This is a genomic window from Butyrivibrio sp. AE2032 (genome assembly GCF_000702965.1).
Genome location: NZ_JNLF01000003.1, coordinates 2614301 through 2639476, shown reverse-complemented (window position 1 = coordinate 2639476; position 25176 = coordinate 2614301). Strand labels below are relative to the sequence as shown.

The window sequence follows — 25176 nt, the reverse complement described above, 5'->3', positions numbered from 1 at the left end:
CTCCCCTTCAAAAAACTGTGGTCACATAGAAAAACAATTATAACCACCTATATGATTATAATTGTTTTTCAATAATTTTCCATGTATTAATATTAGCCGTTGGTCAGCTCATCTATCCCGATGAGGCGGAGCTTTGAATCGGGCCTAAGAGCCGCATCCTGTAGCCAGTCATCAAATCCTGCGGTTGAAAACAGATATATCAGGTCTCCCTCAAGCCTTGCTTTTTTAGCACAATATTCAAGCTTTGTAAGATCCTCATGAGTGAGCATCTTCTGCCAGGAACAAAGTCCCAAAGCTGTGTCTCCCATATCAGACTGAGCGATGATATCAATGGTGCCTTCCTTGCCGATCCACTCGCCCTCATCACCGATCTCAAAGGGAAGTATTCCCCTCTCCTCAAGCCTTAGAACGTACTCACGGCACACACCTTTAAAGTAATCATTGGCATAGCTCTGGATACCCGGAGATATAAAAATATCATAGAACTTATCGGCAGGCATCTGCAGTAAACTACTCTCATTTGGGAAGATAAACTTGAAGTAAAAATCTATAAGAGGGTCTGCAATCTTGTAGACACCCTTCATGACATTCTCTCTTCCTGCATTACCGAAGGAGTATGCCTTATAAGCAAAATCATGATGTATCAGAGTCTTTAAATAAACTGAGATCTTAGCCCTTGAAAATCCTGTGGCATGATACAGATCGTTTAACTTATTCACTCCCCTTGCCATCTCGGAAAGAAGAGTGTGGTAAACAGCTGTCTCACGAAGACTGTACTCAGTAAGCCTTAGAGCCTCGCCATACAAAAACGAACCGGGATCAAGGATATTCTTGCAGACGTTCTCCTTAAAGGAAAGAGAATCATCAAAGTATCTCCATAAAAGGGTCTGTCCACCCAGCACAGAATAGGTCAAAACTGCATCCTTGTAGGGCATGTTCTTATAGTAGCTTCTAAGTTCTGAGAAAGGCAGGGGCTTTATCTTCCTAAAGCCTGCGATATTTGCAGAAAGGGGTCCCAAAGTCTGGACCATGCTGTTCTCCACCCAGGAAACATCACTGCTGACAAGGAGCACCAGTATCTGCCTGAACTTTCCGTTCTTTTCCATAAAATCCACCAGTTCCTTCATAAAGGACCCTGATGACTTTACGATGTACTCAAAGTTCTTTATCACAAAAATAACAGGATTTCTTCCTGCTGCATTTATGGACACATTGAATATATCGGTGTAGGTGGGATTTTCAGGAAAGGCGGATCCGCCCTCCATTAGCTCTTTTGACCATAATAAAATCTGCTCGGCACTGGAAAGTGACCTAGCAGTGTAAAAGACACTTCTTCTGTTCTCAATGAATTTAAATAAGAGTGAGTTTTGTTCCACATTCCTGTGGCCATAGACCACAAGAATGTTAGAACGATTGCTCTCATAATATCTGTTTAAAAAAGCCAGATCAATTTTTCTTTGTTCATCCATAGGTTAGAATCACTTCTTGTTGATGTATCCGCTAGCCTTAAGAAGCTCTGCGCACTCAACTGCTCCGCCGGCTGCTCCTCTAAGTGTGTTGTGTGAAAGACCTACAAACTTCCAATCGTAGATTGTATCCTCGCGAAGTCTTCCGATGCTTACGCCCATACCGTTCTCGTAGTTAACATCAAGAGTAACCTGAGGTCTGTTCTCCTCCTGCATGTACTGAATGAACTGCTTAGGAGCACTTGGAAGACCGAGCTTTTGCGGAACACCACTAAAGCTCTCAAGCTTTTCGATGAGCTGTTCCTTAGTAGGGTTCTTTTTGAACTTAACAAATGCAGCAGCTGTGTGACCGTAAAGAACAGGGATTCTGATACACTGGCATGTGATCTTTACATCATCAGCAGGAACGATAACGCCGTTCTCTACCTTACCCCAGATACGAAGAGGCTCCTTCTCGGACTTCTCCTCCTCACCTGAAATAAATGGGATAACGTTGCCAACCATCTCTGGCCACTCGTTAAAGTTCTTTCCTGCACCTGAAATAGCCTGATAGGTTGTAGCTACCATCTCGTAGGGCTCGAATTCCTTCCATGCTGTAAGAGCAGGTGTGTAGCTCTGGATTGAGCAGTTAGGCTTAACAGCGATGAAACCGTTTGTTGTTCCAAGTCTCTTTTTCTGGAACTCAATAACATCCATGTGCTCAGGGTTGATCTCAGGGATGATCATAGGAACATCAGGAGTCCATCTGTGAGCTGAGTTGTTGGATACAACAGGAGTCTCAGTCTTAGCATACTCTTCCTCGATGTGCTTGATCTCGTCCTTAGACATGTTAACAGCTGAAAGGACAAAATCAACATCCTCAGCAACGCCCTTAACATCAGTAACGTCCTTGATCACAAGGTTCTTAACTGAATCAGGAATAGGCTCATCCATCTTCCATCTTCCTGCAACTGCCTCTTCATAGGTCTGACCAGCACTTCTTGGGCTGGCTGCTACTGTAGCAACCTCAAACCATGGGTGGTTGTTTATGATAGAGATAAATCTCTGACCTACCATACCTGTTCCGCCAAGTACTGCAACTTTAAGTTTCTCGCTCATAATACTTACTCCTCTTCCTTTTTCATTACTTATTTGATATTGAAGTTCTGAAGAAATTCTTCACCAGCTCCAATGACCTTACTCATGGCTGCGCTGCTGGGTGCTCCTATGGTCAGTCTTTTTTCAACGCAGGTCTTTAAACTTATTGCATCAAATATATCATTTTCAAATAAATCGGAAAAGCCCTTTAATTCCTTTAGGTCTAAATCATCAATGGCACACTTTTTATCAATGCAATAAAGCACCAGCCTTCCTATAACAGAGTGGGCATCTCTGAAAGGCATTCCCTTGTTAACCAGATAATCTGCTGCATCTGTAGCGTTGGTAAAGCCCATCATGGCACTTCGCTCCATCTGCTCCTTGTTGAACTTAAGGGTGCGAAGCATATCTGTGAAAAGAGCTAAACAGTTCTTTACATTATCCATGGCATCAAAGGCCGCTTCCTTGTCCTCCTGCATATCCTTGTTGTAGGCAAGAGGGATTCCCTTCATGGTGGTAAGAAGTGACATCAGGTCTCCGTACACTCTTCCGGTCTTGCCCCTTACAAGCTCTGCAATATCAGGGTTCTTCTTCTGCGGCATTATGCTTGAGCCTGTGGAATAGGCATCATCGATCTCTACAAATCTGTACTCATTGCTGTTCCAGATGATTATCTCTTCACTGAATCTGGACAGATGCATCATTATAGTAGAAAGAGCTGCCAGATACTCTATAAGGTAGTCCCTGTCGGACACAGAATCCATGCTGTTAAGTGTTGGGCCGTAAAAATCAAGGAGTTTTGCTGTATACTCTCTGTCCAGGGGATATGTGGTTCCTGCCAAAGCTCCTGCTCCAAGGGGACAATAGTTCATCCTCTCGTAGATATCCTTCATTCTAAGAAGATCTCTTTTGAACATCTCAAAGTATGCACCAAGATGATGTGCAAGAGTTACAGGCTGAGCCTTCTGCAGATGAGTAAACCCAGGCATATAGGTATCAAGGTTGTCCTTCATCATAGTCAAAAGAGCTGTGAGCATATTTTTAAGGTGCTCAGACATCTCCACAACCTCATCCCTTGCATAGAGCCTCATATCAAGAGCCACCTGGTCGTTTCTGCTCCTGCCTGTGTGGACCTTCTTTCCTGCATCCCCGATCCTGTCAATAAGGTTGGCCTCAAGGAAGCTGTGGATGTCCTCATATTTATCTGTAATCTGAAGTTTGCCGGATTGAACATCCGAAAGAATGGAGTCAAGGCCTGCTACAATGCCGTCCTTCTCCGAATCAGAAATGATGCCCTGCTTAGCCAGCATCATGGCATGGGCCTTACTGCCTCTTACATCCACCTCAAGAAATCTTGCATCAAATGAGATGGAGGCATTAAAGCTCCAAGCAAGCTCGTTGATAGTTCCTTCGAATCGTCCGCCCCATAACTGTGCCATCTGAATCTCTCCAATACTGTAATGTGGTAAAGTCCCAAAAATTATAATCACAACTTAACATATAAATCCTTCAAACACAACTGCGATTTTTCACAAAAAAAACTGCCGGAGGAGTCTCCGGCAGTAACTAATTAACAACTGTTTTATTCGAGTATGACGTTTTCCCTGTTGGCATCCAGCTTTACAGTGAGCTTATCGTAGGTCTTCATATCCTGATCAAGTTTAAAGATGACACCACAGATAACAAATATGGTATTGGCATAGGCTATCTCTGAAATGGAAGCCTCTGCTCTGTTGCCTCTTCCCATCTCCGCTTCCATCTTTCCCAGGGTTTCTTTAAGCTCTTTTATCCTTATTTCCTTAGATGCAACGGCTGCATTGATCTTGACCTTCCACTGCATCATCTTCATATCGCCGGCGCCAACTTCCTTAAGTCTTTCCTTCTCCTTTTCAAGGGTCTCCAGCTGTTCCAGCTCACGCTCCAGTCCCTTTTTGGTGTTGTTGAATTTCTGAAGAAGAGCTGAATTAACGCCAAGGCTGATGATGGTCTTGGCACCAGTCTTATTTCCAACGGAAGCAGTCTCAATTCCATAGAGACTATTGACTGTTCCTCCGTAGATCATGCCAGCTCTTCCGTAGGTCTTAACAAGGCCCTTGGCCTCAACTTTACAGTTGATAAAATAGTTGGCTGAGACATTATTACCGGCAATTTCAGCGCCCTCAAAGTACTTGGCCGAAACGTCGCCTTCTGCTCTGACTCCGCCCTTTATCGGACAGGTTACTCCACCCTTTATGATGACATTTCCACCTGCCACTATTATGGAGCTTTCCATGTGTCCACCAATGATCACGTCTCCGGTCACTTCAAGGTCACTTCCGGAATTAATATCCCCGGCCACAAACAAAGTACCGTCATACTTGATCTTCTTATCTGTGATCTTGACCTCTTCCAGGACCATGAGCTTCTTGATCTCAACCTTGCCCTCTACCATACCAATGGCTCCGGAGTAGGTAGCGACATAGCTGACCCTGTCACTCATTATCATGAAGCCTGTTCCCTTAAGGATAGGTATCTCTTTTCCCGGAATGGCCTTCACCAGATTTCCGTATACATCAAAGCCATCTGCTCCTTTAGTGGCCTTGTGGTACAGCGCGATCCTGTCTCCCACCCTCACCTGTTGTATCTTGGTGATATTGGAAAGATCTGCCGTACCGTCCTTCATTATCTCAGGCTCTTCTTTTCTTTCAGTATCAAAGAAGTATTCATAATAGCCATTGGTTCCGTGAACAACTTCTCTTCCCTCAGCCACAAGCGCCCTGATCACAGGCTTATCCGACTGGGACAGAACAGTTAAGGTATCCTTATCAAGGCCAAATTTGACCTTCATCTTATCAAGGAACTTTTCCAGTATCTCCTGGGTATACTTCTTTCCATCCATTCTCTGCGGAAGAGAAAGGAAGCACTTCATATTATTATCTTCAAAGGCAATATAAGTATCCCTGTGGACGATCATATCGTTTACAAAAGCATCCTCTGTTGAGAGCGTGGTTGCCTTTGTTGGCACAACATCTGCAGCTGCAGCTTCATCACCGCCGTTTTCAAACTGTGTAACCAGAAGCTGCTCGCGGATACGGCGCATATCCTTTGCCGTATACATCAGGCTGGAATACCTGGAAACATCAAGGCCCATCTCCAGACCAAGCCTGATCTGCCTCATCTGGGTGGCCCTATAGTAAGCATTGCAGTAAGGAGTTATGTCTATCTGATGCTCAAGACCCAGGCGCATCTCATGCATCTGCTGCCAGCCGAAAGCCACGTTGGCGTACTTTTTAACATCAAGGCCTGCTTCAAGCCCCAGGCGGATCTCCTTCATGGCATCGCCCCTCATGTCCCCGGTGATGTACTGATCAATGGGAATACCATTCTTTAAAGCAATCCTGACCTGTTCAAGCTGATCCTCATCGTATCTGGCAGCTATATATTTCCTTATATCTACCTTGTCCACATAAGCATTGTGAAGCTCGTTAAGGACACCTGCATTAAACCTGTTTATGGTGTTTTCATCAAAAACCAGGCCGTCCTGGGCACTTCTACGGACAGCCCTCATTTTCAATGACGGTATATTTACCTTTGCATAAAGGGAAACATCGATCTCTGCCTCAAGACCTTTTCTTATCTCTCTCATCTGAAGAGCATCAAAAGCAGGATCCTGATAAAAGATAATTGGGACCTTGCCATTTGAAGAAAGTCCCAGTCTGAGTTCCCTCATCTGGTCTGCAAAATATTCCTTCTTTGCGTAGGCTGAAACATCCAATTGACTGGCAATACCCTGTCTGATCTGTGATAGCTGCAAAACATCAAAGCCCGCTGCTCTGTATTTGGACATATCAATACCCTGAAACATCTCCAGCCTGATCTCCTCCATTGCAGACCAGGACAAAGAACGGTCCAGGTATTTACTGACATCCACCTTGTCCACTATGCCCTTCCTTATTTCAGCAAGCTGAAGGGCATTGAACTTCATAGCCTTGAGTTTCTCCACATCTGCGCCAGCTTCCTTTAGCAGCTGAAGTTCCTTCTCATAGGAATTACCCCCGAACACATCAAGTCCGGAGTAGGTGGTGGTACTATTCTCTTGTTCCATTTCAGAAACAGACATAGTCACCTCAAAATAGGCATAGTAACGACAAATACTACATATTATTATACAACAAAATAACGTGTATTTATTATTACATTTTTATAAACACCTGCACACCATTGTAGATTACGCAGTGTAGAAAGGAATTGTGATAACAACTGTCAAACAGTTTATTAAGTAAAAAGGTAATTCTCCACTTACGTTATAACATTATTTTATTACTTGTTTTATGTAATTTGCACAAAAAATTGACAATCAGAGCCCAATCCTTTAGACTATTTTATAGATTTTCGTATTAATATTTAGGTAAGGAGAAACTAACAATTGAAGGATCTAAAACACCTCATCTACTTCGAAAACCTGCTCCTTGAGGCTAACAATGAGCTGGTTCAGAAGGCTCAGGCTGATGGCAAAGTCTGTGTTGCCTACACCTGTGAAAACACCCCGGAACCACTTCTTAATCTTGGGGGTTGTTTTTCTACTCGTCTTCGAGCGCCCAGAACAGGATCTCTGGACATTTCCACATATTACATGACAAGTTTCCTTTGTGAGTACACCCGTGCTCTCCTTGAGCGTGCCATAGAGGGAGGTTACAATTTTGCCGACTGCATAATTACTCCCGACGGATGCTCAATGATGAACAGATGCATTGAGAATATGGAACTGTTAAAAACCCTTGGCAAAGGAAAGGACAAGTTCTTCTTCGAGTATATGGAAGTTCCAATGAAGGCCGATGACAACGGTCTTAATCTCTATGTGCTCCAGTGTAAGAACCACATCCTCACGCCTCTTTCCAGAAACTATGGCATCGACGTTTCAGAGCAGGCTATCAGAAAGGCAGTTGCTGAGCACAACGAGGTCTGCGAGCTTATCCGTGCCATCGGCGATTTCCGCAAGGAGGATAACCCAAGGATCACAGGCTACGAATTTAATGTAATTACTCTGGCAACCTATGTAGCACCTAAATATCTTTTACTTGATAAGTTAAAAGAGACTTTGGAAGAATTAAAGGTCAGAGAACCTGATGAAAAGAGCCGCTTCAGAGCCCGTGTAATGGTTGTAGGTTCTGAGGTTGATGATACTGATTTCGTTAAGCTTATTGAGGACAGCGGAGCATACGTATGCGCAGACCGTTTCTGCTACGGCTCTCTTCCCGGAAGAAATCCTATTTATCTCAATGATGAAGAAGATGCTCTTACCCAGATATGCCGTGCTTACATAAACAAGGGCGAGTGCCCAAGGTTCATGAACACCGACAAGATGGATCACAGAAGGGCTTATGTCGCTGAGCTTGCTAAAGAATATAAGGCTGACGGAATCATTTACGAGCAGATGAAGTTCTGCGATCCATGGGCTTATGAGAAGATGATGGGCTCCCAGATCCTTAGGAATAAATATGGCTATCCTGTTCTTGCAGTTGACAGGCCATACTCCATTGGTGTTTCAGGCCAGATGCAGACTAGAGTTCAGGCCTTTGTGGAGAGCATAGAGATCAAGAATATTCAAAAAGGTCAGAAGGGAGTAGCAAATGGCTAAGCAGATTGGAGCCGACAGGTTCGGTGATTTTTATAAAGAGGGTTCCAGGGTCAGAAAACGCCGTGAGTGGCGTGGCCTTGTGGACACAATGTACGACTATTCAAGATGGCTTAAGATAATGATGACCCTTGGCAAGTTCGTTATGAAGCCAAGAAATGTTAAAGCCATGTTCCGCTATCGCTGGATGGCCAACTATCTGGCAGTTCCCATGATGGTTGACAGACATACACAGGGTCTTCGCGGCGAGTACCTTCGTATCTGTCACGAGGAACAGGATCTGGTCATTGATGACGTTGCCAAGCTCCTTGATTCTCTTTTCAGGGGCGATCGCAGGATCGGTAATGACAAGAAGTTTTCCGACAAAGTAGTTCTTGTAGATGAGAACGAGATGACAGCTGTAATGATGGGTTTCCCAAACCTCAAGGTTTTGTCCCGTGAGACTCCATCAACCTATGTATCCGTTCTTCTTAATCAGTACGCCGCCTGCCACTACATTGACGTAGCTCAGGAGTATGGTCTTGCAGGTGATGTTTGCCCTATGCCTGAGGCAGAGGCTGGAGTTTCAATTGACGATGATGCACCGGTGCTTGGTGCCTGCGCTATCCAGTGCAACACCACCTGCGACGGTTCACTTTTAGGAAACGGTGTTATCTCCCAGCGTCTTGAGCACGAGGACGGAATTCCTGTATTCCAGCTGGCTGCTCCTCTTCGTCACAGAGAAGATGATGTTCAGGAATACGCTGCTCAGGAGATCAGAAATGCCATCGCCTTTGTAGAGAAGCACACAGGTCATAAATGGGACTGGAAGGCATACTTCGAGTGTGCTAAGCGTGTAAACTATGCTACCCAGTGTCGTATGGAGTGGCTTGAAATGAACCGTACACCTTATCCTCAGGTATTTGGTTCAAACCTGGCTCTTTACACAGAGACTAACTACATGGCTATCTGCGGACGAGTTCCTGCCTTTGAGAAGGCTGACCGTAAGATCACAAAGCTTGCCCGTCAGGCTTACGCTAAGAAAAAGATGGCGGCTAAGGAATACAGACATCGTGCCATCGTCTGGGGTGTACAGTCCCACTTCTACATGGACTTCCTGGTATGGCTCCTTAACTGCTGGGGTATCGTTCCTCTTACAGATATGCTTTCAATGGTATCAACCAAGATGCTGGTTACAGAGGACACTCCTGAAAACAGAGAACAGGCCATTTACGATATGGCATGGCTTACAGAGAACATGATCATGAGAAACAGAACTCACGGTGGTTACAAGGTTCTTCTTGATGAGCTTTGGGAGTTTGTTGAGATGTTCAACGCAGACATGGTAATCCTTTGGGAGCACATGAGCTGCAAGGCCCTTGATGGAATGCATGGTCTCTTTGAAGAGAAGGCCCGTGAAAAAGGTATTCCTCTTGTATGGGTATCCCACGACCTGTTTGATCCACGTATCATCTCCCGTCAGGGCGTTCGTGATCAGATCAATTCCTTCATGCGTACTGTAATGCAGGAAGAGCCTATTGATCCTTCACTTGAAGTACTTCCTGATGAAAAGAGCTGGTGAGCAGAGCACTTGGTGAGGTTCTTCACGAACCTAGTGCGAGCCATGGGTGTGCACTTGACGAGGTACTGTCGAGTCTAGTGCAGCATCCCAGTGCAGCATCCCATACATATTATTGAAACATAGGAGAACACAAAAATGACCGTTTTTTTACACGTATTAAAAATAGTGGCTATCGTAATCGTAGCCCTCTTCGCTCTCACCTTTACCGTATACTTCTTCAACCTGGACATGAAGCTCACAGCAGCTATCTATCCATGGCTTGATAAGCAGTACGACAAAGTAAAGAGAGATCAGCACCTTTGATCCAAATAGAGTAGGAGGCGGTGGCTAACCGCCGTCCTCTCACAACACCGTACGTACCGTTCGGTATACGGCGCTTTCAATAGTTGACGTGCACAGACTGATAGGCTGTGGCTAAATCATAGAAGCCACTGCTTATCAGTCTTTCTTTTGACATAGCTCGCTTCACCGCAGAAAGGTTGGAGCAGAACCAATGTCCTTTACGGCAATTCGCCGCCATGTGTGCATAGTACTCTGGTATACCCATCCGAATCAGATTTCTCTTCTTAGTCTTAGGCAATTTCCATTGTATCCATATGCACATGCGTATTCTGTGATAGAGCCATCCATTGATGTCATCTAAGTTGTTCTTCATGCTGGCAATCCCATAATAGTTAAGCCACCCTCTAGCATATGCCTTGATTTTCTCTAGGCTTGGCTTGATGGACTGTACAGACTTACGGGAAGATAAGTCTTTCAGCTTGGACTTAAACTTCTTCCATGACTTTGGATGAACTCGGACATATATGCCACTTCCGTTCCTTCCCAATGCAAAGCCAAGGAATTTAAAATTTCGGATTGCAAACACACTTACAGTACGGCTTTTCTCTCGGTTAACTGTAAGTTTTAGTTTCTCTTCAAGATATCTCGTACTACTTTCCAAGAGTCTTTCCGACGCCCGCTTGCTTTTGGCAAGGAGAACTATGTCATCCGCATATCTGATGCAGGGAACACCTCTCTTTAGAAACTCTTGGTCGAACTCATTGAGGTAGATGTTCGCAAGTAGTGGCGATAGGTTACCACCTTGGGGCGAACCTTCCTCTGTATCAATGACCACTCCGTCTTCCATAACTCCACTTTTCAGATAGCGCTTTATGAGCTGTACCACACGTTCGTCCTTCACATTCTTTCGGAGAAGATTTATAAGGATTTCGTGGTTCAGAGTATCGAAATACTTGGATAAATCAAGCACCACCGCAAATGTGTATCCTTGCTCTGCGTACTCTTTGACCTTTAGTATGGCTCCTTTTGCATCTCTGTTTGGACGGTAACCATAGCTTCCATCCGCAAACAGTGGTTCATAGATAGGCACTAACTGTTGGGTTATTGCCTGCTGGAGTGTACGGTCTATCACGGTAGGTATGCCAAGCTTACGCACACCACCATCTGGTTTTGGGATCTCAACTCGCCTGACCGGCGACGGAGTGTACTTTCCACGAAATATACGGTCGGTTAGCTCCTGTTGATGTTCCTTGAGATAAGGAAGTGCCTCTTCGATAGTCATGCCATCAATTCCTGCCGCTCCCTTGTTTGCCTTTACTCTCTTGTACGCTCTGTTAAAGTTGTCTTTATACAGTATCGCTTCTAAAAGTTTCGGCTGTGCACTGTCTCTTTCTTTCCATATCCGATTGAATGACCTACGCGCTTTCGCATACCCTTCATGTTCCGCATTATCTCTTTGCGAACAGCCATTGTTTTCAATGTTTTCTGCCATAAATGGTCATTCCTCCTTTCTCGGTCATACTCAAGACTCCTATTGATTTGGTCCTTCGCCTCTTGGCTACTATGACCTCTGCTGACTTCTGTGCGTTCAGCACCGCCTCGTTTCCTTGTACAGTGGTTACTCCTTTCAGAGCATTTCGCACAGACCTCCCTAGGTACCACACGTTTCTTCCTCTCCATCCGTCTGCCTCATCTATCATGCATGATTCCGTGTAGTTATCGGGCTTCGGCTTGATATGCAGTCTTACCCTCATGCATGACCTCTTATGAGATTTCTGTTCGTCAGACCAGAGATTTGCCCGTGAGTTAGTATGTTCCTCACATCCGGCTTCCTTCAGATTCCACCTCACGATGGACACCCTTGCCTTCGGCTATATCCTTCCCACTACCGGGCGGATTCGGGACTTTAACCCGTTAGAAACGTGCGCCGCTAGGCGCACATATTTAATGCCCGGAGTCTTTGCTCCGGGCATTTTTCATTGTATCCCTTCCCTGATTATCAATCCAGTTTGCCACTTAAAAACTGTAAAAGATCATCTCTGGTTGTTGACTTCAAGATATATCCATCAGGCTTAAGTTCCATTACTCTGGCAACGCCTTCCCTGGTGCCCACTCCTGTAAGGAATACCACTGGAATATGGGCCGTTGCAGGTTCCTGTCTAAGCATCTGAAGTACTTGTGGGCCGTCGGCAATTGGCATCTCATAATCCAGAAGAATAAGATCCACACCTTCATCCTCCGGAACCTTAAGAAGGAATGCGATAGCCTTCATTCCTGCTGTAACAATATCAACTTTATATTTCTCCGATATCCACTCCCTGACCATTTTTGCGTAGTCAGGATCGTCATCTACAATAAGAATTCTCTTTCTGGCACCTTCAGGCTTTGGCTTACCTGTAAAGGCCTTATCAATTGCAATCTCCAGTTCCTGCATCTGTACAGGCCTGAATACCCATTCGAAGTTACCGGCAGCTTTGAAAATCCCGATAAGATCCTGGTAGACTTCTTTTTCTCCCACCATGATCATCTTTTTGCCACTGGTGTCCATTTTTTTGCAAAGCAGCTTTAGAGCTTTGAGTTCCACAGTATCGTCAGTGATCTTTCCAGGCAGATTAAGAATAAACAGATCAGCGCTGTCCATATACTGATCTATCTGATTCACATTCCCCACTACAGCGGAAACTGTATTCCCCTGCTCCTGCAGTTTCTTTTCAAGCCCCTTTGCTACAACACTTGGCTGAAACATAAGCATTACAATGTTCAGGTTCGTAATTTCCATTATTGACCTCCGCTAAAATAATACTTACTCTGTCCTTAATCTGCTCCCTTTTGAACTGCCCTAAGGGCATCCCTCTGGATGTCCGGATCATAGGAAAGGATTGGTGTTATCTCTTTTCCCTTGATCCTTCTGTCTATGTAATTTCGTGTTAATTTTATTATAAGTGGAATCTGTGCCACTAGTCCAATGAGATTTGGAATCATCATAAGGCCGTTGAAGGTATCTGAAACATCCCAGGCAAGGTTGGATTCCATAACAGCACCACATATTACAAGTCCTATAAAAATAAGTCTGTAAATCTTAGCAACGGTTACTCCCAAAAGATACTCTACAGTTTTTGCTCCATAGAAGGACCATCCCATTACCGTGGTAAACGCAAACAGAGTTATGGCCACAACCACAAACCATTCTCCAGGCTTTCCAAAATGAGCACCAAAGGCCTGTGCCACCAGAATAGAATCATTGGTACCGGGTTTTGTCAGCCCGTTAGTAAGATCAATAGCTCCTGAATTCAGAATAACTACAGCTGTAAAGGTACATATGATGAAGGTATCCAGAAAGACCTCTGCTATACCCCAGAGCCCCTGTCTGACCGGTTCTCTGGTGCAGCTGGTACTGTGTACCATTACCGAAGAACCAAGGCCTGCTTCGTTTGAAAAGACTCCTCGCTTACATCCATTTTTTATTGTATTAAAGGCAATCTGAACAGCTGTGCCTGCTGCTCCGCCTTTTATCGCCTCAGGTCCCATCGCAAACTTAAATATGGATTCAAACACCTGTGGTATCCCTTTGACATTCATAAGTATTACCAGAAAGCATCCGACAACATATATCAGGGACATATAGGGCACCAGAGTCTCGGAAACCAGGGCAACTCTTCTGAAACCACCAAGGATAATGGCTGCCATAGCCACCATAAGGACAATTCCTATTGCCCAGTTAACATTGGATATTCCCTTATAATATCCCATTTCCCTGTCAGCTAAAAAAGTTGCCCCCACGTTGATGGTGATCTTATTTATCTGTGCCATATTGCCTATTCCGAAAGAAGCCAGGGCCGTAAAAATACAAAACAGAATACCTAGTATCTTTCCAAACCTCTTGCAATGCTTTATGGATCCAAGGCCATCCTCCAGATAATACATAGGTCCGCCTACCCAGGCACCTTCTGAATTTCTTCGTCTGTAATAGATTCCAAGGAGGTTCTCGGAATACTTGACCATCATTCCAAAGAAGGCAGCAACCCACATCCAGAACACTGCTCCGGGGCCGCCAAGGCATATGGCAGTAGACACACCGGCTATATTTCCGGTTCCAATGGTGGCACATAGGGATGTCCAAAAAGCTCTTCGCTGCGACAATGCTCCGGCGTCATTTATTATCCGTCCTCTTCCGTTCAGAACCCCAAAGGTGTTCTTCATCCAGTGCCTTATATGTGTTATCTGAAAAAAGCCGGTGATAAGGGAGCAAATTATACCTGTTCCCAATAACAACGAGAGGCCAAAAGTTCCCCAGGCAAATCCATTCACCGCATCATTTATCCGGATGATAGTTTCCATGCATTACCTCCATAACCATCCGCAATTAGTTGGCATTAAGTATCTCCAGCATGCCATCATAATCAAACATATCTGCCTTCTCCTTAAGAGCCTTAAACTTTTCTGCTTCGCTCTCAGGAATTGCATATCCTTCAATTTCCTTAAATACAGCATCTACTGCATCACAGTCCATGGAATCAGCCGCCTCTTTCAGACCATCATAGACACTTTCCATGAGGAATTCATCAGCCACAGGCTTATCTATAATCTCCTGTTTTCCTTCACTTCCTTCATCAAAGACAGGCCCAAGAATTTCCTTATACTTCAGATATTCTTCCATAAAGGATTCATGATTTTCCCTGATATAGTCTATGTTCTCTTCTTTTCCGGCATTCTCAAGAAGCTGAGCCTTTTCTGAAGTAACCATAGCTCCTATTAGCTTGCAGGAACTCTTTAGGGCATGGACCTTAATGGTGTAATTCTTAAAGTCGCCTTCCTTATAGTAGCCTTGGATCTCCTCGTACTTACTTTCAATGGAGCCATAGAAAATCCTAAGCACAGTCTTGAAGGCATCCTCAGAGCCGCTGTTTTTTATAGCAATGCTGCCATCTATTCCCTCAAGAGAATCATACCACTTCTTTTCTTCTGGCATTTCCAGAGCTGTAGTCTCATCGCTTTGAAGCTCTGTGCCAGCTTCCATTTCCTCATCTTCAACTTCTACAGCTTCTGTTTCCTCCTCTTCCTCCTGCTCTGTATCAGCCAGAAGAAGATTCTCTCCCTCGAAGAGTGATGTGAGATTATAGGATTTATTAGACTTAACAAAGTACAGTATTCCAAAGGTTCCCGGTCCACAGTTTGAAGAAATAGCCGCGGAAGCCTGCTTAAATACAACATTTTCAAAGAAAGCAATCTTGCTTATCTCCTCCTTGATCCACAAAAGGGTATCCACAGGCACATCAGCATAGGTGATGAAAACCACTTCAGGATCAGGAATAACATCCACAGGAAATGCCTTTGCAATGTACTTTTTGTAGGCCCTTCTCCTATAGCCAAACCAGATTCCTCCAATTCCGGACCTGTCATCCTTCATTCTCATGCAAGGATGCATGTTAAGACTTCTGGCTATCTTGTCCACAGTAGGACTTACAAGACCTCTCCTTGTCATATACTGGGTGGTATCAATGACAAAGCTGCACTTCAAGCGCTGCTTCACCATCTCAAGCTCTTCCACGATCTCATCCACGTTGTCATTGATCTGGGCTAGCTTATAAGCTATCAGCACCAGAATACCTGTAGATGATGAAAGGCACTCGGAATTGATAACAGTCACGTTGTCAAATGACTTTGCTGCTTCACAGGCTCTTTCATAGTCCCTACTCATGCTGGTAGTTATGGCTATATGAATAAGGTGGTGAGCCTTCTTTAGCTCTTTTGCAAAGAACTCTGTATAGGTTGCCTCATCAGGTGGTGAAGATTCCACGTTTCTTCCTGACACCAGGTAGCGTATAAGCTCATCTGCTCCCATCTGAACACCATCTTTGAATGTGCCCTCTTCCGTAATGATATTGAACGGAAGAATAGGGATATGGAGCTTTTTGATGATCGCGTCAGGGAGATCACACATACTTGTGGAGGTGATGATAACAGGCATTTTTCCGGAATAACCTGTGGAAGCATCAATATCTCCCTTCATATCAACAACCTTGTTGCTGTTAAGGATCATCTTATCCTTGGAGATATGCCTCATAAGAGCGTTCTCCAGAGCTTCTCCCGAAACAGGCTTAACAAGATAGCCATCAAATCCGGCTCTGTTATACAATTCCTTGTTATCACTACCTGCATTAGCTGTAAGAATGATAACAGGAGTAGTCCTGTTAAGACCGCCTGTGTGATTGCGGATCTTTTCCAGACACTCTATGCCATCCATCTCGGGCATGAGATGATCCATAAGGATAACGTCGTAGTGGTACTTAAGATCCATCTCAAGTGCTTCAGCTCCGCTAAGAGCCTTATCTATGGTCATCTGAGTCTCAATAAGAAGCTTACTTTCAACCTCCAGATTCATCTCGTTATCATCAACGATGAGGATTCTGGCATCAGGGGCCCTGAAGTTGGACTCGTAAGCATCTCTGTCAGAAATTCTCTGGTTGTGGATATTAAGTTCACCTATCTGGGCTGCATCAGCCACTCCCTGATTCAAAACAACTGTGAAGGTTGAACCCTCGCCATATACACTGTTCACAGTAATGGTTCCGCCCATCAGTTCCACCAGCTGCTTTACGATGGAAAGGCCAAGGCCGGTTCCCTCTATGTGGCGGTTCTTTTCCTCATCCACTCTCTTAAAGGCATCGAAAAGATAGGGAATAACCTCTTTCTTTATTCCCATTCCAGTATCTGATACAGAAATAGTCAGCTTGACAGTTTTTTCATCCTTTTCTTCACTCTCAATATGGAGCTCCACTGTGCCATCAGCTGTGTACTTTACAGCGTTGTTAAGCAGGTTAATAATGATCTGCTTCATCCTTACTTCATCGCCATAAAGAACTGACGGAACCTTAGGGTCTATGCTCACATCAAACCGAAGGCCCTTTTCATTGGCCTTAAGCCAGATCATATTTACTATTTCAGATAAAAAGTCCCCTACTTTATAATCCACCGGGACAATATCCATGCTGCCTGCTTCCATCTTGGAAAAATCCAGGATATCGTTTATGAGGGCCAGCAGCATCTTTCCTGACCCCTGTATTCCAAGGGCATCCCATACAACCTCATCAGAGGCACTCTGATCACGGAGTATCAACTCATTAAGACCCAGAATAGAGTTTATGGGAGTCCTGATCTCATGGCTCATGCTTGAAAAGAAACGGTTTTGAGCTATAGTCAGCTCCTCAGCCTTCTTGGCTGCCTCCCTGGCTCTTTTGTTCTCACCCATAAAAAGCCAGTTCTCGATCCAGGTCATGATAAAGCAGATGATGCCTACCAGGATAATGGACAGGAAGGAATCAACAAAGAAAACAGGTCTTGAATGCTCATAAACAAGCTGTGGAAAGAAATACTCCAGACAATAGCAAAGCAGCGACATGGCAAACATTATGGCAAACATAACAGCACGCCAGGTCCCGGTAAGTACAAGTCCTGCATAGGTAAAGGTAAAGATTATCCACAGCACGCCTCCACCCTGTACTCCGCCTCCAAAGAAATACAGTCCCGGAAGTATGATGAAGGCAAGGCCAATAACTGTTATCTTAATAGCCAGCTTCAGCTTATTTTTCTTAAGACAGAAGATCATCAGTGAGGGAACAAAAATAAGAGTTCCAACAATTACGGCTATCTCCCAGGGATTTTCTTTTAAGATCAGGTCACCTATAAGGGCTATGGTTACTGTCACCTCAGAAACCAGTGAAAGCACAAGATAAGTTCTTTCTACAAAATCACGCTCCGGATCCAATATGGCGTTTATTACACTTTGAATAATACCGTTTTTCTTCATTTACTTCTGCCCTCCCTTACCTTTTCCAGACTTGGTAAGTTCCCTGAGCATAACTCTCTCAAAGTCCGCGATATTTATTGGTTTCGCAATAAATCCATCAAAGCCCTCGGCTATAAACATCTCCCTTGCACCGGATACAGCATTTGCCGTAAGAGCGATCACTATGACATTTTTATTCATCTCTGCTGCAGCTGCCTTAATAAGCTTCATGGCTTCCACGCCGTCCATCTCCGGCATCATATGATCCATGAATACTACATCATAATCAGCATTTCGGAATTTAAGAATTGATTCTTTTCCGCTATCAGCTGTATCTACTATCATGTCATATTCAGTCAAAAGACCTGTTGCCACCACCAGATTCATTGGTTCGTCGTCAACTACAAGTGCCTTAATACCGCCAAAGTTTGGCTTTTCACCATTATTCATAGTTGCCAGATCCTTGGCATCTCTGCCCTCGTTAATAACCTTGATGACAGGATATGCATAAAGAGGTTTAGGCATTACAAGAACGCCACTTCCGGGCCTTGGCTTAAATCCCGGAGCAGCTGATACAGCCACAACAACGTCTCCTTTACTGAGCTCATCGAAGTAAGCAGGATTGTCCTCGTACTCCTCCTGGCCCATGAAAATAAGAGTTACATTCATTTTCTCCTGAAGGTTTTCAATCTCTTTTATGCTCTGTGCCGAATACAGAGGAACACCTATACCAATAGCCAGATTGGTGGCCATGGCACGATAGAAATCCCTAACCTTTGGAACCTTGTATTTATCAGAACGAACATGGAAGATGATATCTCCCACAAAACTCCTGGAGATTGAAAGACATGGAGTTTTATCAACTACTTTCTGAGGTATGGTTACCCTTACAGTAGTACCAATTTTCTTTTCGCTCTCGATCTTAACAAAGCCGCCCATACTGTGGGCAAAACCGTAAACAATAAACAGTCCCAGTCCGATTCCTCCGGAACTGCGATTTCTCTTTTTATTAACCTGATACATTCCCTCTGAGATAGCTGCAATTGATCTGGCATCCATACCTATACCGGTATCTGTCATCTCTATGCAAAGGTTTATTCCATAGTCCTTTTCCTCTGCGAACATCTTTACGTAGATGCCGCCCTTCCTGGTAAACTTCAGGGCATTTTCCAAAAGATGACGGAATATCTTGTGGAGCTTTTTTACGTCACCTCGCATTTTAGTTGGAACCTTAGGGTCCAGATCCACGATCAGCTCAAGATTCCTGTCATTATCAAGAAGTCTGAAGTTCATGACCACATCATTGATAAGTGAGGTGCTCATGTACTCATCTTCTTCAAGGATGCACTTATTGCGCTTACATTCGGTATAGTCCTGGATATCTTCAATCTGATAAGCCAGACGGGTTCCGGCATTTCTGATAGAAAAAGCCTCTTCTCCCAGTTTCTTTTTTATTTGCATTTCTGACATTCCAAGGACCACATTTACAGGGGTTCTCAGCTCATGGGAAATATTGGAAAGGAAATCCTCCATATCTGCATCAACTGCCTCGATGCGATTGGTCTTTTCCTCTTCAGACAGCCGTCTTTCTGCCCTGTCGTTTATGGCCTTGATGCAGCAGAAAAACACAGCAAAAACAATAACCAGGTAAAGAAGCATCCTGGATATATTGATCACATCCAGTGTTATAGCAGAATCTCCTTTTCTGGCCAGGAAAAAGATCTGCACAAAAAACAAAATAAAATACTCTGCCAAAAGCAGATTCATCATATATACATCATCCATGAAGGACATGACTGTCAGGGCAAATACCATCACCAGTGCCACATCATAGTATGATGTTCTGTGGACACCATGATAAAAGATAATAAGCATGGTATAAGCAAAATATGCCACCTTCCGGACCTTGTATTCAGGGTTCCCTGTAATGTTCATTGCCCAGATAGAAATAATTCCAAGGATAATAATTGGCGGCACCCAGAATTCCCAATGTAAAAGAACGCTCTCTATTGATAGTCCAATGCCCCCCAGGGACACAAGCAAAAGAATGAATCTCTCATTATTTGTACTAGTCATATAAATCCCTCATATTCATTCAAAAGAAATATGATCTGTTACATACCTAAGTGAAACGCCTTCAGCTCCCATTTCATCAAATGCCTGCTTTAGCCTTCCTGCAACCATTTCCCCTTCCTCAATAGTGACCAGAGGCAAGAATACTACTATCTGATCCAGGCGAAGCTGCATGATGATGTCGCTCTTTCGGAGTTTTTTCTGAAGTACCTCGATAAACTTTGGAGCAAATTCAGAAAGGGTGCCTCCTGTTCCCTCTTCCGCTAAGGAAAGAAGGACCTTTCCAGCTCCCTTCTCATATCTTCTAAGAAACCTCAAAGCAAAACGATAGGCCTGAATAAAGGTATCCTTACCCATAACCATGGCCCCGTCATTATCCCCTCTCTCCTCCAGTATCTGATTTATATGGGCCATATCCACATCAAGGCTGCCTTCAACTTTTGATCCCATTACCACTGTCTTCTCATCGTGGATACGGACTCCATGCTTACCATTTTGCTTAACCTTGTACATGGCAGAATCCACGTATCTGAAAAGAGCCTGATAATCCCTGGAGTGTTCCGGAACAAAAGCTACTCCCACAGAAATACCTATAGGAATATTGAACTCCTGCCCCATGAGTTCAATGCATTTACCTATAATCTGATCATTTACTCTGTCTACCAAAGCCTTAACAGCAGTCTGATAAGTAAGATTGCTGAAAAAGGCCAAAAACTCGTCTCCACCAATCCTGCTGATGACATCATCCACCCTGGTACTGTGGCGGAGTATCTCTGAAAAGGCAATAAGCACCTGGTCTCCCATATCGTGACCATAGATATCGTTCACAAGCTTAAAGTTATCAAGGTCAAACAGCATAAGAGCGCCATTGCTGTCAAGGCACATCTTTTTTATCTTTTCTGTTCCGGAGGCCTTATTCAGGAAACCTGTCAGCTTATCCACAGAAGCCTTTTCAGTGAGCATTTCAATTGTCTTCTGGTTCTCAATTGCTTTCTTGACACGGCTTATAAGAGCCTCTTTGTCAAAGGGCTTTTTGATAAAGTCCGAAGCCCCATCCTTAAGTACTCTTCTCTCTGTTTCCTTGTCAGTATCTCCAGACAAAAAAATAACCGGAGTGGTTCTACTGCCTTTTTTCTCCTCAAGCTCCCTGAGTAAATGGAAGGTCTCAAATCCATCCATTTCAGGCATGAGGATATCCAGCAGCACCAGATCCGGTGTGTTACTATCCAAAAATTTTAAAAGGTCCGCACCTGAGCGCAGACAACTAACACGCAAGTCCGCACCCTCCAGGTGCATTTTTGCGTTTCTGAGTTCAATAGCATCATCATCTACTACTACAATCCAATATGCCATCCAGCCCTCCCATATCAAAGCAGAATTTACGGCTGAGCATATTAATTTTATCATAGATTCGTGTTTTAATATCTGAAAAGTTAATTAACTGTACCAGCAGCTCTTCTGATAGGTTCTAACAGGTCTTCCGGAAGGAAGAGTTTCCCCATTCCACAGCCCAAGTCTATCTTTGGCTTGTTGGCGCCGTGGAAGTCAGAGCCTCCGCTGATGAGAAGCTCATATTTGGATGCCAGTTCTTTTATCTGACGCTCTTCTGAAGGGCTGTAGGTGGAATATATGGCTTCTATTCCCTTTAACCCTGCATTCTTGAGCCTACTAACCAGAGCTTCCAGCTTTCTGTCAGAAAAATGATACAGGATTGGGTGCGCCAGAACAGGAACTCCGCCGGCTTCGAGAACATATCCGATTGCTTCCTCCGGTGATATCTTTTCCCTCTCCACATAATATGGGCAGTTGTCGCCTATATACTTGTCGAAGACCTCCTGTCTGCTGTTCACATATCCCCTCTCCACCATGAATCTGGCATAGTGGGCCCTTGTGATAACAGCCCCGGGAAAAGAGCTTACAAGCTCTTCATAGGTTATTGGAATCCCAGCTTCTTTCCTTAGCTTATCGCACATCTTCACGTTTCTGTTGGTTCTGGATTCGATAAACTGAGTAAGTTTGGATACAAAGGACTCATTGTGATGATCTATATACAAACCTACGATATGAACATCCTTCCCCTCCTCTACTGTAGAAAACTCAATGCCCGGCACCAGCTCCATATCAGGATACTTTTCCTTTGTGTAGCTGATAGCCTCATCAAGTCCGTCCACAGTATCGTGATCAGTAAGCGCAATGGCAGCAAGGTTCTTTGCATGAGCCAGGTCCATTAGCTCTTTTACCGTAAGAGTTCCATCAGAGCAGTTTGAATGAGTATGTAAATCTATAGCACGCATATTTATCTCCCCCTATCACTCACCATTCTACCATAAAAAAGGAACTGCCCCGTAGGACAGTTCCTTATAGCACTCCTTTAAAGAGTTAATTATTTGTTTCTTGTATCCTTGTAAGCCTTAGCAGCAGCCTCAGCACCAGCCTTAAGTCCCTCAAGACCTGCCTTAGCTACATCTGCAGACTGCTCAGCAAGCTCTTTTGCGATCTCCTGGATCTTCTCAGCATACTCGTTGAGCTTCTTCTTTGTCTCCTCGTCTACGAAAGACTTTGATGTAGACTCAGAACCAGCGTTTGCCTTCTTCTCAGCCTTCTCAGCCTTCTCAGCGATTGCAGCCTGAGCAGCAGCAAGTCTGGCAACAGGTACACGGAAAGGTGAGCATGATACATAGTCAAGTCCAATCTTGTGGCAGAACTCAACTGATGAAGGATCTCCACCGTGCTCTCCGCAGATACCAACATGAAGCTTAGGATTTACTGGCTTACCAAGCTTAAGTGACATCTCCATAAGCTTACCAACACCTGCCTGGTCAAGCTTAGCAAATGGATCGTTCTCGAAGATCTTTGTGTCATAGTAAGCGTTAAGGAACTTACCAGCATCATCACGAGAGAATCCAAATGTCATCTGTGTAAGGTCGTTTGTACCGAAGCAGAAGAAATCAGCTTCCTTAGCGATCTCATCAGCTGTAAGAGCAGCTCTAGGGATCTCGATCATTGTACCAACTTCGTACTCAAGCTTAGCGCCTGCAGCAGCGATCTCAGCATCAGCAGTCTCAACAACTACCTGCTTAACGTACTTAAGCTCCTTAACTTCACATACAAGAGGGATCATGATCTCAGGCTTAACGTTCCAGTCTGAGTGAGCCTTCTGTACTTCAAGAGCTGCACGGATAACAGCCTTTGTCTGCATCTTAGCAATTTCAGGATATGTAACTGCAAGACGGCATCCTCTGTGACCCATCATAGGGTTGAACTCGTGAAGTGAGTTGATGATAGCCTTGATCTCGTCAACGCTCTTGTTCTTAGCATCAGCAAGCTTCTTGATCTCGTCCTCAGTTGTAGGAACAAACTCGTGAAGAGGTGGATCAAGGAATCTGATTGTAACAGGGCATCCCTCAAGAGCCTCATAGAGCTGCTTGAAGTCGTTCTGCTGATAAGGAAGGATCTTCTCAAGAGCTGCTTCTCTCTCTTCTACTGTATCTGAGCAGATCATCTCACGGAATGCAGCAATTCTGTCTTCCTCGAAGAACATGTGCTCTGTACGGCAAAGACCAATACCCTCTGCACCAAGCTCTCTAGCCTTCTTAGCATCAGCAGGTGTATCAGCGTTTGTACGAACCTTAAGCTTTCTGAACTCATCAGCCCAAGCCATGATACGTCCGAACTCACCAGCGATCTTAGCATCAACTGTTGCGATCTGACCATCATAGATGTTACCTGTTGTACCATCGATTGAAATGAAGTCTCCCTCGTGGAACTCTTTTCCAGCAAGTGTGAACTTCTTGTTCTCTTCGTCCATGTTGATGTCGCCACAACCTGATACGCAGCACTCACCCATACCACGAGCAACTACGGCAGCGTGTGATGTCATACCACCACGAACTGTAAGGATACCCTGAGCAGCCTTCATACCTGTGATGTCCTCAGGTGATGTCTCAAGACGAACAAGAACAACCTTCTCGCCTCTCTCTGCCCAAGCTACAGCATCATCAGCTGTGAATACGATCTTACCACAAGCAGCTCCAGGAGAAGCGCCAAGACCCTTTCCGATAGGTGTTGCAGCCTTAAGAGCAGCAGCATCGAACTGAGGGTGAAGAAGTGTATCAAGGTTACGAGGATCGATCATTGCTACAGCTTCTTCAGGTGTCTTGTGTCCCTCATCAACAAGGTCACAAGCGATCTTAAGAGCAGCAGGAGCTGTTCTCTTACCGTTACGGCACTGAAGCATGTAGAGCTTCTTGTTCTCTACAGTGAACTCCATGTCCTGCATGTCATGGTAGTGATTCTCAAGAGTCTCACATACCTTAATGAACTCTGCATAAGCCTCTGGGAACTCCTTCTCCATCTGAGCGATTGGCATAGGTGTACGAACACCAGCAACTACGTCCTCACCCTGAGCGTTGATAAGGAACTCACCCATAAGCTTGTTCTCACCAGTAGCAGGGTCACGAGTGAATGCAACACCTGTACCAGACTCATTGTTAAGGTTACCGAATACCATAGGCATTACGTTAACAGCTGTTCCCCATGAATAAGGGATATCGTTATCACGACGATATACGTTAGCACGAGGGTTATCCCATGAACGGAATACTGCCTCGATAGCGAGCTTAAGCTGCTCTACAGGATCTGAAGGGAAGTCCTTGCCGAGCTGATTCTTGTACTCAGCCTTGAACTGCTCAGCCAGCTCCTTAAGGTCAGCTGCTGTAAGGTCAACGTCAAACTTAACACCCTTCTTCTCTTTCATTGCATCGATAAGCTGCTCGAAGTACTTCTTACCAACTTCCATAACAACGTCTGAGAACATCTGGATGAAACGACGATATGAATCGTAAACGAAACGCTCGAAAGCAGGATCAGGATTTCCCTTGATCATAGCTGCTACAACTTCGTCGTTAAGACCAAGGTTAAGGATTGTGTCCATCATACCTGGCATAGATGCACGAGCACCTGAACGAACGGATACAAGAAGAGGATTCTGAAGATCACCAAACTTCTTACCGTTGATCTCTTCCATTTTCTTAACGCCTTCCATAGCCTGAGCCATGATCTCGTCGTTAATCTTACGGCCATCCTCATAATACTGTGTGCAAGCCTCAGTTGTGATTGTGAAGCCCTGTGGTACTGGAAGGCCAATGCTTGTCATCTCAGCAAGGTTAGCACCCTTACCACCAAGAAGGTTACGCATTGTCATGTCGCCTTCGCTAAACATATAAACCCATTTGTTCGCCATGTTTTTACCTTTCTTACCGGCTTTTCGTCCGGTAACCTTTCATATATACATTATTTATAACTACCACATTTAAGT

16 protein-coding genes are annotated in these 25176 nt (G+C 44.5%); 3 read left to right on the top strand and 13 right to left on the bottom strand.

Features of this window, described 5'->3' with window-relative positions:
* Positions 1-92: 92 nt before the first annotated feature.
* The 4 genes from BO18_RS32775 to BO18_RS13390 all read right to left on the bottom strand — a co-directional run bounded on the left by BO18_RS32775 (position 93) and on the right by BO18_RS13390 (position 6642).
* Positions 93-1469: an ATP-binding protein gene (locus tag BO18_RS32775; protein WP_051688718.1), complete on the bottom strand. Its 1377-nt coding sequence runs from the start codon at positions 1467-1469 to the stop codon at positions 93-95.
* 9 nt (positions 1470-1478) lie between these two features.
* The gene (asd, locus tag BO18_RS13400) at positions 1479-2564 is read right to left on the bottom strand and encodes an aspartate-semialdehyde dehydrogenase (protein ID WP_034446772.1); all 1086 of its coding nucleotides are present in this window, start codon (positions 2562-2564) and stop codon (positions 1479-1481) included.
* 29 nt (positions 2565-2593) lie between these two features.
* A complete protein-coding gene (gene argH / locus BO18_RS13395; RefSeq protein WP_034446770.1) occupies positions 2594-3982 on the bottom strand; it encodes an argininosuccinate lyase in 1389 nt (462 codons plus the stop codon).
* Between the two features lie 143 nt (positions 3983-4125).
* Entirely contained in the window at positions 4126-6642 is a 2517-nt protein-coding gene (locus BO18_RS13390; RefSeq protein WP_034446768.1) for a DUF342 domain-containing protein, read from the bottom strand.
* 306 nt (positions 6643-6948) lie between these two features.
* Between BO18_RS13390 and BO18_RS13385 the strand changes: the two genes are divergently transcribed.
* From BO18_RS13385 to BO18_RS34890, 3 genes are all read left to right on the top strand, one after another.
* On the top strand, positions 6949-8160 hold the full coding sequence (locus BO18_RS13385) for a 2-hydroxyacyl-CoA dehydratase family protein (protein WP_034446767.1): 1212 nt from the start codon (positions 6949-6951) through the stop codon (positions 8158-8160).
* Positions 8153-9718 (top strand): 2-hydroxyacyl-CoA dehydratase family protein, encoded by a 1566-nt coding sequence (locus tag BO18_RS13380; protein ID WP_034446766.1) that lies wholly within the window; start codon positions 8153-8155, stop codon positions 9716-9718. Before BO18_RS13385 ends, BO18_RS13380 begins: the two co-directional genes overlap by 8 nt.
* Positions 9719-9853: 135 nt before the next feature.
* A complete protein-coding gene (locus BO18_RS34890; RefSeq protein ID WP_185752429.1) occupies positions 9854-10021 on the top strand; it encodes a hypothetical protein in 168 nt (55 codons plus the stop codon).
* A gap of 76 nt (positions 10022-10097) precedes the next feature.
* On the opposite strand, the gene ltrA is transcribed toward BO18_RS34890, so the two are convergent.
* From ltrA to ppdK, 9 genes are all read right to left on the bottom strand, one after another.
* Positions 10098-11492 (bottom strand): group II intron reverse transcriptase/maturase, encoded by a 1395-nt coding sequence (gene ltrA / locus BO18_RS13375; protein WP_034443583.1) that lies wholly within the window; start codon positions 11490-11492, stop codon positions 10098-10100.
* A complete protein-coding gene (locus tag BO18_RS35630) occupies positions 11476-11850 on the bottom strand; it encodes a hypothetical protein (RefSeq protein WP_242856505.1) in 375 nt (124 codons plus the stop codon). Before BO18_RS35630 ends, ltrA begins: the two co-directional genes overlap by 17 nt.
* Positions 11851-11999: 149 nt before the next feature.
* Positions 12000-12779 (bottom strand): response regulator, encoded by a 780-nt coding sequence (locus BO18_RS32770; RefSeq protein WP_051688717.1) that lies wholly within the window; start codon positions 12777-12779, stop codon positions 12000-12002.
* A 35-nt stretch (positions 12780-12814) separates the two neighbouring features.
* On the bottom strand, positions 12815-14338 hold the full coding sequence (locus BO18_RS13360) for an alanine/glycine:cation symporter family protein (RefSeq protein ID WP_034446764.1): 1524 nt from the start codon (positions 14336-14338) through the stop codon (positions 12815-12817).
* Between the two features lie 25 nt (positions 14339-14363).
* Positions 14364-17807, bottom strand: coding sequence for a DegV family protein (locus tag BO18_RS32765; protein ID WP_051688716.1), 3444 nt, complete (start codon positions 17805-17807; stop codon positions 14364-14366).
* The gene (locus BO18_RS13350) at positions 17808-19862 is read right to left on the bottom strand and encodes a hybrid sensor histidine kinase/response regulator (RefSeq protein ID WP_034446763.1); all 2055 of its coding nucleotides are present in this window, start codon (positions 19860-19862) and stop codon (positions 17808-17810) included.
* Positions 19863-19877: 15 nt separating this feature from the next.
* A complete protein-coding gene (locus BO18_RS13345; RefSeq protein WP_034446762.1) occupies positions 19878-21212 on the bottom strand; it encodes a GGDEF domain-containing response regulator in 1335 nt (444 codons plus the stop codon).
* Between the two features lie 80 nt (positions 21213-21292).
* Positions 21293-22153: a PHP domain-containing protein gene (locus BO18_RS13340; protein WP_034446760.1), complete on the bottom strand. Its 861-nt coding sequence runs from the start codon at positions 22151-22153 to the stop codon at positions 21293-21295.
* An 89-nt stretch (positions 22154-22242) separates the two neighbouring features.
* Positions 22243-25101, bottom strand: coding sequence for a pyruvate, phosphate dikinase (gene ppdK, locus BO18_RS13335; protein WP_034446759.1), 2859 nt, complete (start codon positions 25099-25101; stop codon positions 22243-22245).
* Between the last annotated feature and the right edge of the window lie 75 nt (positions 25102-25176).

Bases quoted from the DNA above. Each gene is read 5' to 3' on its own strand.
- BO18_RS32775 (WP_051688718.1), bottom strand. From the start codon at position 1,469: ATGGATGAACAAAGAAAAATTGATCTGGCTTTTTTAAACAGATATTAT.
- asd (WP_034446772.1), bottom strand. From the start codon at position 2,564: ATGAGCGAGAAACTTAAAGTTGCAGTACTTGGCGGAACAGGTATGGTA.
- argH (WP_034446770.1), bottom strand. From the start codon at position 3,982: ATGGCACAGTTATGGGGCGGACGATTCGAAGGAACTATCAACGAGCTT.
- BO18_RS13390 (WP_034446768.1), bottom strand. From the start codon at position 6,642: ATGTCTGTTTCTGAAATGGAACAAGAGAATAGTACCACCACCTACTCC.
- BO18_RS13380 (WP_034446766.1), top strand. From the start codon at position 8,153: ATGGCTAAGCAGATTGGAGCCGACAGGTTCGGTGATTTTTATAAAGAG.
- BO18_RS34890 (WP_185752429.1), top strand. From the start codon at position 9,854: ATGACCGTTTTTTTACACGTATTAAAAATAGTGGCTATCGTAATCGTA.
- ltrA (WP_034443583.1), bottom strand. From the start codon at position 11,492: ATGGCAGAAAACATTGAAAACAATGGCTGTTCGCAAAGAGATAATGCG.
- BO18_RS32770 (WP_051688717.1), bottom strand. From the start codon at position 12,779: ATGGAAATTACGAACCTGAACATTGTAATGCTTATGTTTCAGCCAAGT.
- BO18_RS13360 (WP_034446764.1), bottom strand. From the start codon at position 14,338: ATGGAAACTATCATCCGGATAAATGATGCGGTGAATGGATTTGCCTGG.
- BO18_RS32765 (WP_051688716.1), bottom strand. From the start codon at position 17,807: ATGAAGAAAAACGGTATTATTCAAAGTGTAATAAACGCCATATTGGAT.
- BO18_RS13350 (WP_034446763.1), bottom strand. From the start codon at position 19,862: ATGACTAGTACAAATAATGAGAGATTCATTCTTTTGCTTGTGTCCCTG.
- BO18_RS13345 (WP_034446762.1), bottom strand. From the start codon at position 21,212: ATGGCATATTGGATTGTAGTAGTAGATGATGATGCTATTGAACTCAGA.
- BO18_RS13340 (WP_034446760.1), bottom strand. From the start codon at position 22,153: ATGCGTGCTATAGATTTACATACTCATTCAAACTGCTCTGATGGAACT.
- ppdK (WP_034446759.1), bottom strand. From the start codon at position 25,101: ATGGCGAACAAATGGGTTTATATGTTTAGCGAAGGCGACATGACAATG.